This is a genomic window from Nostoc sp. PCC 9305, from assembly GCF_963920915.1.
GTDB lineage: Bacteria > Cyanobacteriota > Cyanobacteriia > Cyanobacteriales > Nostocaceae > Nostoc.
Genome location: NZ_CAWUDN010000151.1, coordinates 1 through 14,221, shown reverse-complemented (window position 1 = coordinate 14,221; position 14,221 = coordinate 1). Strand labels below are relative to the sequence as shown.

Sequence of the window (14,221 nt, the reverse complement as noted above, 5' to 3'; positions counted from 1 at the left end):
TTTTTTTTGGTTGAAACGCTTGTAAATCAGCGCCTTTTAGGGAATGAAACAGCCCCCCCAATTTATCGGGGGGTTGGGGGGATCAAAAGGCTGTGGTGCAACTCTAGAAAACTTGTGTGTACACCGTAGCCCATGTTGGGAGAAGGGGAACTGGAGAATTTGCTCCCCTCTCCTAAAATTGGGAGAGAGGGGCTGGGGGTGAGGGCAAAACTCATACAGTCATTTCAGCTTAAGTTGACACCAATGGCGTCTCGCATGTCCATAAATAAGGGCGGACAAGATGTCCACCCCACAATAAAAGTTAGATGTTTTTTTATCGTTAGTTCCTCGATTTCGACTGGAGCTTGCAGGTTTTCTAAGAAATTATAATTGATTTTTTTTTGATTTTTCACCGTGACCTCTTTCTGAGATAAAATACTCACTTCTTTATGGAAGCGAGGTTATTGACTGCATACTTAACGTATCTCACTTGTCTGGATACTTCTAGGGTTCATACAAAACATCCTACTTTTCCCACCTTTCCCACCCTATTTACGAACAGTTACAAAATTAATATGGGATAAATTCTTTGGAGTTGTGAGCTATTTGTAACCTCATTTTTGGGAGACTTTAATCCCTCTGGCTGGTTTGACTACACAAAACTGTTCCGACTCTCAAGAGGAACAGACTTGAACTAAAGCAGAAAAAGGTTAGTTGACATCTCACGTTAAAAGAAATCAGCCATCCAAGGAGAACTACCTGCAAATATTTGCGTAGCTGCTGAAATAGAGGTTTCTGTCCCATGCAGTTTTCCAGCTATTTGCAAATGGTAGGGAGTAAACAAACTTGTATATAGTGGTGCTAGTTCTCGGACATCTAACTGCAACTCACCCTTTCCACCTTTTGTAACTTCACCGCGTCCATTGGCAACAGAAAGAATGAATTTACCATTGTTTGCATCTAGCAAATTATCTTGAATATCTAAGTGCAGTTCAGTTTCAATTCCCGATGGATAACCCCGCATCTCCAGCGCCTTGACTACATCTACTACCCGGAGCATCCAACGCATCGTATTCTTAAGCTTGGCAGTTTGCTCTGGTAGCAGCAATGTCAAAGAATCAATTGCAGAACTCCTCCATCGCACGTGTTCAATTTGGGAGCGATGACTGGCAAGAAAAGACCAGAATGTTTGTGCAGCCTCAACTGTGAGAATTACCCAATCTTTGATTCGCAGGATTGCGCCATCCTCTTTTGAATGTTGGCTAAAAAGAATGTAGCCTTCGGGTTTCTCTTTTGTACCGATAAAATATGCGTAAAATGTTTCCTTCTCATCTGGTTGAATTAAGCGCTCCCAGATTGCGGGATGTCGGTCTAAATATCCATGCGTTTGTCTCGCCTGCTGCTGATATAGTTGATGAAATACTTGATGATTGATATTCACTATGGGTTGCAAAGGTAGGGATTGCTCTCGCACTTGGATACTCTTAGTAGAAACTTCCCAATTACACCAGCTACCCCCTTGCTCATAGCCGACTTTTCGATACAGAGTTTGCACAGCTGGATAAAGAGCAGAGAGCGGTATACCTCTAGCATAAAGTTCCTTGAGTGTCTGTTGCATGAGAGCGATCGCAGCTCCCGAACCACGATACTCTGGAGCAATACCCACTGCGGCAATTCCTGTCATTGGTACACGCACACCACCCCACCACTGACCCATATCCAGAGTTGCCAATCCACCAACTAATTGCCCAAATCCGCGAATAATACGGAAATTTTCTACGCCAATGAGATTGATATAAGCTTCCTCGCCACCAACTCCGCTGATGAAACACTGCTCAAGGATATATATCAGCTGCTGAATATCCTGTGGATTGGCAAGAGTGCTGTATTCAAATTGAGCCGTCATCTCTCATACCATTAGTAGGACAAAAACACAATCACACTACAGCAGATGTTGCCCTAATACTTGAGCAATTTCATCGCTATAAAGCCCCGGAATAGCCTCAATTATACTACTGCACGTTTGGTTTTAAATGTTGGAACACCTATACCGTTTCTTTGCGAAGCTGCACATATTTATCTCCCGCTACGCCTTCCCTCCAAAGCATCTTCATGGAGAATTGATATTACACTTGTAAAAATTTTTAATGAGTTACTTCAGGAGTGTTTATTCTATTTTTAGGGCAGTTGCTCTTAACAAACCACTTACAAAAAATATGTTAACAAGTTGGATTTACCTTATAATTGCCATCCTTTTTGAAGTTTCAGGCACAACTTGCATGAAATTATCGGAGGGATTTACTAAAATAGTTCCTTCAGTATTAATATTTGTCTTCTATGGACTTTGTTTTACTTTTTTGACCTTTGCTCTCAAGAGACTTGAAGTAAGTGTCGCCTATGCTGTCTGGGCTGGATTGGGAACTATTCTAGTAGCTCTTATTGGTATTATTTGGTTTCGGGAATCTGCGACATTCATGAAACTTGTGTCGATCTCCTTAATCATCATCGGGGTAATTGGGATCAACGCAAGTCAATGAAGGAGGCAGGGGGGCAGGGGGCAGGGGAGCAGGGGAGCAGAGGAGCAGAGGAGCAGGGGGCAGGGGAGAGGGTTTGCAGATTTTATACAGGTTAGTATTGGCTGCTTTAGCTAAACATTACTTAGGTAGCGGTGAACGAATTGAATGGCGATCGAACCTTCTCCGACACCGGATGCCACCCGTTTAATTGAGCCATAGCGGACATCTCCGGCTGCGAAGATTCCGGGAATGTTGGTTTCTAATAAGAAAGGAGAGCGTTCTAAAGACCAACCACGAGGAGATTTGCCATTATGTATCAAGTCTGGCCCGGTGATGATAAACCCCTGAGTATCGCGTTGAATAACGCCATCGAGCCAATCAGTTTTGGGGCTAGCACCGATGAAAATAAACAGCGATCGCGCTGACACGGTTTCGGTTTGTCCAGTGTTGGCATTGGCGATCGCAATTGCTTCTAAATGTTCCTTTCCCTTTACTTCCACAACGCTGCAACCCGTGCAAACTTTGATATTTTCAGTTGCAGCAATTTGGTCAATCAAATATTGAGACATACTTGATGCTAGTGACTCACCTCGCACTAACATAATCACTTTGCTGGCATACTTAGAAAAGTGCATTGCTGCCTGTCCAGCAGAGTTTGCCCCGCCAACCAAGTAAACCTCTTCGTTGGTGCAGGCGATCGCTTCAGTCATGGCAGCACCGTAATAAATTCCTGCTCCTGTGAGCTTGTCGGCTCCTGGAACCTTCAGCCAACGGTAGGAAACGCCGGTTGCAACTAAAAGTGCATGGCAACTAATCTCGCTACCATCTGCTAATTGCAGAACCCGATAAGGATCTTCCAGTCGAACCCCAGTTACTACTTGAGGAGTAAGAATTTCTACCCCAAATCGCCGCGCCTGAGTGACTCCCCGTCTTGCCAAATCGCTGCCACTCAAGCCAACAGGAAACCCCAAATAGTTCTCAATCCGCGAACTCGTACCAGCTTGTCCTCCTGGCGCTTCACGCTCAATTAAGACAGTACTCAATCCCTCAGAAGCACCATAGACTGCGGCTGCCAGTCCGGCAGGGCCAGCACCCACGATCGCTAAGTCATAAAAGGGACGCTCTGCCTGAGTTTGCAGTCCAATTTTGGCGGCAATCTCTAAATTAGATGGTTGAATTAATCGGGAACCATCGGGAAACAGCACCAAGGGTAATTGTTGTCTACAATCAGCTTGGGCGTATTCCACCAATTTTTCTGCATCCGGCTCCAGTTCAACATCTAACCATTTAAATGGAACCTGGTTACGTGCTAAGAAGTCTTTCACCTGATGTGAAAAAGGCGACCAGCGATTACCAATGACTCGAATGCCTTCAAAGCGTGGGCGGAATCCAGCTAGCCAGTCATCTAGCAAATCATTTAAAACCGGATATAATCTCTCTTCTGGTGGATTCCAAGGCTTGAGTAAGTAATAATCAAGTTTGGCACTATTAATCGATTTAATGGCAGCATCCGTATCTGCATAGGCGGTCAACAAGGCACGTTTCGCATCGGGAAAGATGCTTTTTGCTCGTTCCAAGAACTCCACGCCTCCCATTTGGGGCATACGTTGATCCACTAGAAATAGAGCAACTGATTCATTCCGCAATTTTAGTTGCTGCACCACATCCAGAGCCGCGATCCCGGAATCTGCCCGGACAATGCGGAAGCGATCGCCATACTGATGACGCAAGTCTCGTGACACCGCTTGTAATACTTCTGGATCGTCATCGACGGTTAAAATTGCTGGTTTCGCCATAACTACTGTTACTTAACAATTGCAGTGTCTAGCCGTTGTCTTCAAAAATTTGTCGTCAAAATATCTACTGTTTAACCAGTTGCTTTAAACGAAAGTATGCCTCTTCTGGTGTTAGCGGTTCCGATTGAGTTTCATTGGGTATATAAAATACCCAGGTATCAGGAAAGTAATGCACTACAAAGCTGGGAATCAAACCCAAGCTTACTGCTTGTTTGCCGAGTTTTTCAGCTTGTTCTTCTAAACTCAGTTGGTCATGAAATGGGTGTTCAACCATACTTTTGCATCTCCCTGTACTTTATTTGACCCTGGAAAAAGGTTCAAAACCAGTATTGCACGAATCACCTTTAGGTGATTTATCATGTTCCAGAATCAGCTTGAGAATATTTTGGTAGTAAACTTAGAATAATTTCAAATATTCTTTTGTAGAGAATCATAAAACTATTTGAGTCATTCAGGGTAATTGAAATTGGATTGAATCAGGCAACAGGGGATTCCTTACAAAATTATAAGTGTCTCGTTCCCAGTCGGAGACTGGGAATGCCGTCCTAGAGGCTCCGCCTAGAGTGTTGATTTTGTAACTTTTCAGGGGTTAAAAATTCATGCACAATCCTTTCCAATCCAAGGCTGGAGTAAAATTTGCAGTGGGAAAAGTTATTTTTCGCGTTCTTTAAGTAATGAGTAATAAGTAATGGATATAGGACTTACGCACAGGTAACGGAAAATCGAACCACAGAGGCACAGAGAACACGGAGGAATAAGAGTTTGAGAGGTATTTTGCGTAAGTCCTGGGATATTTACTCATTACTCATTCTTTAGAGAGAAAAGCTCAATTTCCACAAAATCGCAATGCTTATTTAAACCCCAATGGGAACAAATCTCTTTAACAGGCTAATTGTTGGCTGTAATGACTGGGCTTCAACAAATAGCGCAGTTTGCTCATCAAAAGCAGTCCAATTTTGGTGATTGGATAAAGGCTCAGAAGCAACAATAACTTGGTTTGGCTGCTTGAGTTGATCGCAAGACCAATAAAGAGTAGGTGCTTGCGTGCGATAAGCATAGCGAATTGCTGCAACTGCTTGACCATCGCTGACAATTACATTGGCACTAAAGCTGGTGTCGTGTTCTGATGCCAACTTAGTCAATTTTTGAAGTGTGGCATTTAATGCTGACAACAGAGTGCTGTTTGGAGACGACTGCCACATTTCCACTAGTAGGGCGAAGATGTGTTCAGAGTCAGTCGTGCCTTTAATCAGGCTGTAAGTGGAATCAGAGAGACTCTCACGTATTGGTCTACAAAGAGTTTGTTGAAAGTTTGATATCTCACCATTATGCACAAACAAAAGTTTCCCACTACGAAATGGCTGACAATTGCTAATGTCGAGCGATTCACCTGTTCCAGCTAATCGGACATAGCCTACAGTACAACTGGATTGCACATAGCTGCTCAACTCTTCCAGATTCGGCTCGTTCCACAGCGGAATAGTATTTCGGTAAATAAAGGGTTTACCCACTTCGTCGTACCAGCCTACACCTACTCCGTCTCCACAAACTACTCCTGATTTTAATTCCAAAGAACTGTAACTTTGTTTGTAGAGCGAATGCTCTTGTTTATACAGCAACTCATCTAAGAGGATGGCGTTACCAAGATAGCCAATTAATCTACACATAAAAAACGATGTTGCTGAAAGAGTAAGAAAAATCAGTCACAAGCCCCGATAGAAATCGAACCTTTTAACTGGACAATTATTGCAAATCATTACTAACTTAACAATTATTGTTTATCTTGTGTATGTTTGATCTGTGACTTTAGTCATGGTTTTGTTGTCTTGCTAAAAATATAGAACAGAAGCTAAAGTAATATTTATTCTTTACCTTTGTTTGAGCTTGATTTGTGAATTATCCGTTCGCATTCAAAGGATTTTAGAGAACTATGCCAATTCAAAAACACATTAATCTTAATCAAGGATGTTTCCTTAATTCCGCCAATAAACAGATAGTTGTCAATTTAGCTAGTGAAGATATTTTAAATTTGATCGCGCAAGAATTAAAAACTCGTTACTCTCCAGAAACTCAAAAAAACCTACTTGAGGAGAGTTCAAAATTATTACCTACTTTTGTATTTCAAGAATTATTACAACGCCAACAGCAAGTAGTAGATATTAACCCAGATAGTTTAATTGTCGTTAGCTGTCAGATAGCAGAGGCAGAAGTCGATGATTTGGGATTTAATTTAAATGTCGAAGTATATTTTGTAGTTGGAGATATAAAAGGTCAAAACCATTTTCGGGCTAATCAAATAGTCCTTTGGTCGAATATATGGGGTGATGAAGAACAGCCTTTTGATTTAGAAGATGAACTAGGCGAACAATTCTGGACAAGTTATCAAATTCAGTTGCTTTTTGATGAAAAAGAGCAGCAAACAATTGAACTAGAATTATCACAAACAGATGATTATGCCGCGAGGTTAGAATTTTCTCCATCACTAAAAAGATTTTCACCATCCATAGTTCCCTTTGCGGATAATGACTTCTAAAAATTATTATCTGCACATACAGTGAATGTAAATTAATCATTTATATTCACTGAGGATTTTATTTTGTGGAAGTTATCTTTTAAAAAGATGAAGTCTTCAATCCCTCCTACTTTCTCATTGTGGTTCGATAATTGAACCCATAAATAAAATGTTCCCCGTCTGATTATCCCTGATGGCACAAAAGAAGGGGCGATCGACAATCATTCGGAATGGTTCTGGTTCTTCTCTGAAAGATGTTGCTACTATTGCCACTGAAGTAGCCGCAGCCGCTTCAGTGCCTTCTTCGTTCACTTCAACAAAAGTTTTATGCTTAACTTGGCTAATGGCAAAATTTTTACCCATGCCAGAAAAATTGGCTTTGTTGCTGAAAGCCTCCCCCATACCTAAAGTTTTTAAAGCATCATTGAGTGTAATCTCGTAATCTGTTTTGAAGCGGGGTAGGCGAATAAACCCTTTTTGATTGTTGAACTGAGTCATCCATTTTTCCCAATTCTCAACATTCAAGTTTTGATAAAATGCTTTGAGGTTAGAATTCTTTTTGGGTAAAAATATATAAAAACTTATCTTACCATCTTTCCCATAAGGTAAACTAACTGCCTGAAACTTTTCGCTTTCATAGTATCTATAATCACCCTCTTGTGACATCATTGGGTGTTTTTTTTGCCTGCCAGATGTGATGTAAAAAGGGTATGGAGCAGTTTCTTTCTTGTCAAACTCGTTACTCAAATTACCTTTAAAATATATGGCATTAATCAAAAATAATACCTGATTTGGTTCAATTTTTTCAACTATTTTAGTGATTTTGCCGTTAGTATTTTCTTTGACCCAGTTATTGATAATACTAGATGCGGCGGCATCTTGAAAGTTTAAATTGCTGACTTTGGCCTGATAGAAGTCCTGGGTTCTCTTGAGAAAGTCTGGTGCAAAGCTAACATCTTGATTTGCCCAAAGTGAGTTAGCAATATTCAATTGCACTTTCGTATCTGAATTGTCTAAAAGCTGTTTTAATACCGCCGCATAAGAAGAGTTGATTTCTGGTAGATTCATCCCCTGTAATTCTAGGGTTTTTGCCATTGCTTGTTGAGTCGAACCGCTAGCGCCGTTGTAAGTCATAGCAAGAGCGATCGCAACACTTGAAGGTGAGATAAAAATATTTTTCTCACCCCAATCGTTTTTCAGAACTTCTGAAAATAGTTTGAAGCCAAACTTATTGCTAGCCTCAACTATTTTTGTATCAGTGTTGGCTGTTTTTTTTTGCAATGGAGTTTCTGGTTGAGGTAAACTAGATTGAGCAAGGGCACTTTTATTACTATCGACTTGAGAACAGCCTAATACACTGAATAAAACGACACTTGCAGCTGCCAGAGCATAACGTCTGCCTAGACTAACACCGTAACGTCTTTGCAGGAAATTTTCTTTTGCATCACTCAATTTATGGCGATTCATTCTGCTACCTCACTTGCCAAAGATTCCCGATTTGTGCTCAGAGTTGACGCAGATACTGTGTCAATGATTAACTATTGCATTTACTCCAATAGAAAAATGGGACTGTTACAGTTTTCGTAACAGCAAATTAGTAGCTTAGAGTAATTAAACACAACTTGTGGAGTTGCTAATTCCTTATTGAGACGGCTATACAGACGACTTATAAAAATTTTGATTTCTAAGAATTTTTATCTTTACGTATAAACGTATTGTAAGCTACGTAATCATAAAATAACCACTTCTGTGAGGTTTTTATAGATCGAATAAGGTTTCTCAGTGGCAGAAAATCTCGTTCCCATGCTCCGTATGGGAACGAGAAAAACGCTGTAATTTTACACAGATATTTGTGCTACTCTATTTCAATTAATAGGTACACTCCACCAAGCTAAACTGTAGGGTTGAGTCGCTTCATTGAGCTTTTGACGAAACTGGACGCGGATTTTGTAATTGCCAGTAGCAGTAACGGGGCAGAAAATATGTTCTACACTATCAATTTGGCTGATTGACGAGCAAACAGCACCACCTTCAGAATTTTGAGCATCAGCTTTTACTAAGTATAGGTCGAGATTATTTAAGCCGCGATCGCGAAAATTTTCGCCTACGTCATATTGCTGGTTTTTATTTTTATCATTGAGTTCTACCAATCGATCCCAACTCAGGGTGACAGCAACAAAACTTCCCTGCTTTAAGGGTTTTGCTAATATATAGTCAACAGATGCTCCAACATCAACTGTGCGATAATCCCAACCAATAGCCGGCACCGCAGCTGATGCTTGCCATTGACCAGCACTAAATTGCTGATAAGCGCGAAATGCGTTCAAATGACCTGCTCCCATTTGGGCATCCAAGGGAATCTTTGGATCTTTATAAGCATCAGAATCTAGCCAGTTTTGGTTTTGTTTATCAATTAGCGTCCGAGTCATTCCCAACTTTAAGCCATCGCCGCTATCTAGAAGTTTGTCTGCTGAATTCAGCAATACAGCTTTCATCACTTGATGACGCCGAGAATCAATGCTCCAGTGGGGTTGTTTTGTCCGCATCTGTCGGTCTGCAAGTTCCTGTAACAGAGCAACGGTAGCTGTCACTTGAGGCGCGGCAAAACTAGTACCTGTAACCTTATTCAATTTGCCATCTGGATTGAGCAAAGGAATATTATTACCAGGAGCAACTAAACTGATAGCGCGACGCCCATCAAGGTCAAATTCCCTTCCAGCTAGTCTTCCATTCACCCCTTGGTTAACACCCGCCAGATTAGCCACGTCTACTTTGTTAAAAACTCCCCCTCGGCGGGATGAAAAAGCCACGTTTATTCCGTTAAAATTATCTGTAGGAATAGGAATACCACCTTTCCCCTGGTTGCCTGCGATCGCATACAAAACATCATGAGCGCGACTAGACCAGTCAACACATAAAGTTAGTAAAGCATTACCGTCTAAAGTAGCTTCCGGTCGAGGATCGCGGCTCAGTGGTTCCCCAAAGCTAAAGTTAATCGCACGGACATCGCCACCATTTTGGAGCGCTATGTGCTGTGCCGACAAACACTCTTCTGGCTGACCCATATTTTTAGTCGAACCCACCGCCGATGAATACAATCGCGCTCCCGGCGCAACTCCTGGCAAAGCCTTGTCTTGACTCACCATCACACCGGCGACATTGTAGGCGTGGGGGTCAACACCATTATTAGACTTAGCTGGCTCATTGCGTAAGAAAACTGCTGCTAAAGATATGGCACGATTTTTAGACACCGCCTTATCCCACCCAAACATTCCCGGCCGGCCAATTTCCACTTGACCAATAGCAATCTTACGACCGATTAAATTATAAGGAGGTTTGTGTAGCTTCAGAGCATCAATGCCGTTAGTTCCTAGTGCAGATTCTAAAGCTGAAGCAATTACTGGCGCACTCAGACAAGAAGCAGTTAATCCCCAAAATATCCAGGTTAGTTTTTTAGTCATTAGTTATTAGTCATTGGTCATTGGTCATTGGTCATTTGTCATTGGATTAGGTGAAAGGGAACAGGTAACAGGTGATAGGGAATAATCTGTACCCTTTTACCTGTAACCTATTCCCTTCTTCACTCGCCACTCTCCAAAAAACCGGGATCAAAATTATGAGTCTTGTTCAATGTTTTGTTACAATGCGTACAGACGAGGACGCTTAAAAATCCACTAGCCATGACCCAAAACCTATCTCAAAAGCCCATTGTAATTTCTCCATCTATCCTATCAGCGGATTTTAGTCGCCTGGGTGACGAAATTCGTGCCGTAGATGCAGCTGGAGCGGATTGGATTCATGTTGATGTCATGGACGGTCGTTTTGTACCTAATATTACGATAGGCCCTCTGATTGTGGAGGCGATTCGTCCGATTACAACCAAGCCTCTGGATGTCCATTTGATGATTGTGGAGCCAGAAAAGTATGTAGAGGGATTTGCTAAGGCGGGTGCTGATATTATCTCCGTACACTGCGAGCATAACGCTTCCCCACACCTACACCGCACCTTGGGTCAAATTAAAGAGCTTGGTAAAAAAGCTGGTGTTGTACTTAATCCTGGTACCCCTCTAGAGCTAATTGAATATGTTCTAGATTTGTGCGATTTAGTACTAATTATGAGCGTCAACCCTGGTTTTGGTGGTCAAAGCTTTATCCCTGGTGTGTTACCCAAAATCCGCAAGCTGCGCCAAATGTGTGATGAACGCGGTCTTGATCCCTGGATTGAAGTGGATGGGGGACTGAAGGCAAATAATACCTGGCAAGTTTTGGAAGCGGGAGCCAATGCGATCGTCGCTGGTTCAGCTGTGTTTAACGCAAAAGATTATGCTGAGGCTATTACAGCAATTCGCAACAGCAAGAGTCCTACTCCAGAATTAGCCAAGGTTTAATTCATTTTTGAATTAATCAATTCATTAAACATGGAAGTGAAAAAGAATGTAGAGACGTAGCACCGCTACGTCTCTACAGGATTCTAGATTAATTGCACCAAATATCTAGTATTCATAAAAAATAAGGTGGGCAATTAATTTGCCTACCTTATTTTTTATATATAGATAAAAAACTGGAAGCTATTCAAGTTTTGAACTTCCAGTAGTTGCTATATAAATTGAAAGTTTAGAAACTAAAGATAATCCAGGTTGGGAGGACTAGGATTACAATAGTCGAAAGAGAAGCGTATGAGCTACTAGTTCTACCAGCCAAGGACAACAATTTCACCGTAACTTTTCTATTTCCGTTCCTAGAATTGATGTTAAGCGTTTGCAATATTTAACTAAAGCAACATCAACCACAGGATAGAAAGTTTTATTAGCATTACTCGCACTGTCTGCAGTCAGTGAAAGCTGTGTAAAATTTGGATTGGGGGAATCCACCTCGCCAAATTCTCTTTGCTCAGACTTCCTCAGAAAAAGAACCACCAGTAGTAACAGTTGGATTATTGGTCTTGGTCTAGGAGTTATTTACTCCATGAAATGCTGACTACTTTGGTAATCAGTTTGATTTATTTCATAGTTAGAACTAATCGTTGATTTTATTTTTTAAATTAACTTGCTTGCTAAATCACCTCTATTTTGGTTTAGGTTGTAGTTGTTATTAGTTTACCAATATCATTAGTATATATTTGCCATTTTGGCAGATTTTTGCAAAAAATTATCAAATTCATGGCTGCTATAGAAAACCTGTCATGCTATAAATTTCCAATTAGCATAACAGGCTTTCAGATAATCAATCAACTTTAGAGCGGAATCTATTGATTCCAAATACTTTTTAATTGAATCCACAGGATTTCAAGGAAATGTTTTGAACATTTTCTGGTTTTAATGGCGATTTGCTTGATTGATGTTCGTGAATTTGCTGTGTCAATCTCTGGTCTAAACTACCAGCACGGAGTTCTGCTTTTTGCTTTCTAACGACTTCTAGATAAGCTACGTCTTTAATTTTGCTTAAGCAGCTGATGAAATATTATTATCAGACTGGGAATTATGAGCGTGTTTCAGCATTTTTAGATTTTCACTTTGCTGTTGTTTTGTCCTATCGGCTTGAGAGTTCTCTTTGAGCAATCGATTGTAGGTGCGATATGGAATGTAATGCAGAGGATTATAACCACCAAATCGCAACATTAAAACACATGCCCAGGAATACTTTCCAGCAAGAATTGCTTCAACTACTTTGTCAAATTGTTGAGCTTTCACTGTCTTATCTAAGTTACTACTAATACCAGCAAGGTCTTGATTCATCATAGTGTTTAGTTATTTTGGGTGAAGTAAACTATTTTCTTCTCTGCGATTGTTGATGTTTCAATTGAGGTGTACAAACTGCACTAGCCTTTTTGCAAATCTTGAATTGCTTGTGGCAAATTATCAGCAGTGGAGCGGTGTTTGATGTTTACAAGGGATAAAAATCCATAAGTAAATAAATTTTCTTGGTTCACACGCTTATATTTCTTACTACTGTTGGATTAGGCAATTTCCGGGAAGTTTGCATATTTTTTTAGACTAAGAGAGAAAACATATTTATCTTTGAGCGTCAACAACACCATTCGTATTTATACTATTTTTTGTCGTTACTGTCATCTACTAATCTAGTATATTTATGGGTCAAATTTACTGAATATATTCCTATACTTACTTGTGTATTGTGCAGCTTTTAGTTTTGTCCTCTTTTGCTAATTCTTGAGGGGGTCTTACCCCTCACCCGATATCATTTTAAAACCTTTATTATTGTCGAGTAACTAAAAAACAATACCATTAAATAGAATGTAAAACAACTTGTAAAAATATTAGTCGAGAGCAAATAAAACCTTTCATAGCAATAGGATTGAGCTTATTTTCCAATAAGTTCGCTTAGACAATGATACTTATTAGACTTGTCTTTATTGGTTTGCAAAGACTACAGCTTTAGCGTATCTAAATATAATCGCTGTCCACTATTTCATAACGAGCAGTCAGTCATTATAAAATAGACCAGTTGCCCAAGAAAATTACTGGTTAGGGATAATATAAATAGATGGTTATAACGAGCCTTAATTGAGTCAAGAAAAAGATCCGCAAATGGATAAATTGACTCAAAAAGTGTCGCAGTCTAAGTCTGTACAATATTAGAGAATTTCAGAATAGATATAAAGCTAACTAACACAGAATATTATTAAGTTGATTCAGCACAAAATTCTATATGATATGAATATTTAACAGATTTATAGAATTGAGATTACAAATGTAGTGGCAATTGAGCTAAATGGTGGTATCAATATGCGATCGCCTTTATCTCTCCAGACAACTACGCAATGAATTATTTGACAATGAGCTATCCAAGGGTTATAATATGAGTCCAGCTTACTAGACGCGGAAGAAACTTATAGTGCTTCGCTTCACATCCTGAAGTTTTGACTGCTTGTAGTAAAGGTTGGTGAAATGCACCTGTGAGATTTACTGGCGTTAAGTTACGCAAAGTGTAGGGGTTTAAGCGTATGCACCAGTGTCGGCTAATCATTGCCAAACACGCAGCGCCACAATCTGATTAACTTTGCTGTTGAGTAAAGGAATAGGCACGTCATAACCTAGTTTTTGATTGTGAACGTAGTCTGGGAAGTATTAGCAATATTTATAGCTAAAGCTAGTAATATTTGCATTTTTTGAAACAATAGTCTTAAATTCTCAATGCTTCAACTCTTACCATTACTGAAATTTTCTTTCGCTTCCGGAAATACTCGGAAAATAAAATCGCAAACCTAAAGTCTGCTTTCTCAGATGAAGACAGGTTAAATTTGCTAGGGACGCACATCTGTCATAGGTGTAAGGTAGAAGTTATTTAAGAGTAAGGGTTCTAAGGGTTGCTTGCCCTCATCCCCTAACCCCTTCTCCCAATATGGGCTACGGTGTATACACAAGTCTTTGAGAGTTGCCTCACAGCGTTTAGATCCC

Annotated in this window: 10 protein-coding genes and 1 pseudogene; 3 read left to right on the top strand and 8 right to left on the bottom strand. The window is 40.3% G+C overall.

Annotated elements, in window-relative coordinates; translation table 11 throughout:
• Positions 1 to 706: 706 nt before the first annotated feature.
• A complete protein-coding gene (gene eis, locus ACM0OX_RS32725; RefSeq protein WP_414519115.1) occupies positions 707 to 1,885 on the bottom strand; it encodes an enhanced intracellular survival protein Eis in 1,179 nt (392 codons plus the stop codon).
• Positions 1,886 to 2,195: 310 nt separating this feature from the next.
• Here eis and ACM0OX_RS32720 point away from each other — a divergent pair, with 310 nt between their 5' ends.
• Complete coding sequence (locus ACM0OX_RS32720; RefSeq protein WP_414519114.1) at positions 2,196 to 2,516, top strand: DMT family transporter; 321 nt, start codon at positions 2,196 to 2,198, stop codon at positions 2,514 to 2,516.
• 110 nt (positions 2,517 to 2,626) lie between these two features.
• Here ACM0OX_RS32720 and ACM0OX_RS32715 read toward each other — a convergent pair whose 3' ends face one another.
• The 3 genes from ACM0OX_RS32715 to egtC form a co-directional block, all read right to left on the bottom strand.
• Positions 2,627 to 4,291 carry an FAD-dependent oxidoreductase gene (locus ACM0OX_RS32715; protein ID WP_414519113.1) on the bottom strand — a complete coding sequence of 555 codons (1,665 nt, stop codon included), beginning with the start codon at positions 4,289 to 4,291 and terminating at the stop codon, positions 2,627 to 2,629.
• Between the two features lie 64 nt (positions 4,292 to 4,355).
• Positions 4,356 to 4,565 (bottom strand): hypothetical protein, encoded by a 210-nt coding sequence (locus ACM0OX_RS32710; protein ID WP_322684181.1) that lies wholly within the window; start codon positions 4,563 to 4,565, stop codon positions 4,356 to 4,358.
• A 580-nt stretch (positions 4,566 to 5,145) separates the two neighbouring features.
• Positions 5,146 to 5,958 carry an ergothioneine biosynthesis protein EgtC gene (gene egtC / locus ACM0OX_RS32705; protein ID WP_414519112.1) on the bottom strand — a complete coding sequence of 271 codons (813 nt, stop codon included), beginning with the start codon at positions 5,956 to 5,958 and terminating at the stop codon, positions 5,146 to 5,148.
• Between the two features lie 263 nt (positions 5,959 to 6,221).
• Between egtC and ACM0OX_RS32700 the strand changes: the two genes are divergently transcribed.
• On the top strand, positions 6,222 to 6,824 hold the full coding sequence (locus ACM0OX_RS32700) for a hypothetical protein (RefSeq protein ID WP_414519111.1): 603 nt from the start codon (positions 6,222 to 6,224) through the stop codon (positions 6,822 to 6,824).
• Positions 6,825 to 6,938: 114 nt separating this feature from the next.
• Here ACM0OX_RS32700 and ACM0OX_RS32695 read toward each other — a convergent pair whose 3' ends face one another.
• The gene (locus ACM0OX_RS32695) at positions 6,939 to 8,270 is read right to left on the bottom strand and encodes a serpin family protein (protein WP_414519110.1); all 1,332 of its coding nucleotides are present in this window, start codon (positions 8,268 to 8,270) and stop codon (positions 6,939 to 6,941) included.
• Positions 8,271 to 8,668: 398 nt separating this feature from the next.
• A complete protein-coding gene (locus ACM0OX_RS32690; RefSeq protein WP_414519109.1) occupies positions 8,669 to 10,264 on the bottom strand; it encodes a S8 family serine peptidase in 1,596 nt (531 codons plus the stop codon).
• A gap of 219 nt (positions 10,265 to 10,483) precedes the next feature.
• Between ACM0OX_RS32690 and rpe the strand changes: the two genes are divergently transcribed.
• A complete protein-coding gene (gene rpe / locus ACM0OX_RS32685; protein WP_094349276.1) occupies positions 10,484 to 11,191 on the top strand; it encodes a ribulose-phosphate 3-epimerase in 708 nt (235 codons plus the stop codon).
• An 877-nt stretch (positions 11,192 to 12,068) separates the two neighbouring features.
• On the opposite strand, the pseudogene ACM0OX_RS32680 reads toward rpe, so the two are convergent.
• Both ACM0OX_RS32680 and ACM0OX_RS32675 read right to left on the bottom strand, forming a co-directional pair.
• A pseudogene (locus tag ACM0OX_RS32680) lies at positions 12,069 to 12,538 on the bottom strand (HetP family heterocyst commitment protein).
• Positions 12,539 to 13,604: 1,066 nt separating this feature from the next.
• Positions 13,605 to 13,790 (bottom strand): hypothetical protein, encoded by a 186-nt coding sequence (locus tag ACM0OX_RS32675; RefSeq protein ID WP_414519108.1) that lies wholly within the window; start codon positions 13,788 to 13,790, stop codon positions 13,605 to 13,607.
• Positions 13,791 to 14,221: the final 431 nt, after the last annotated feature.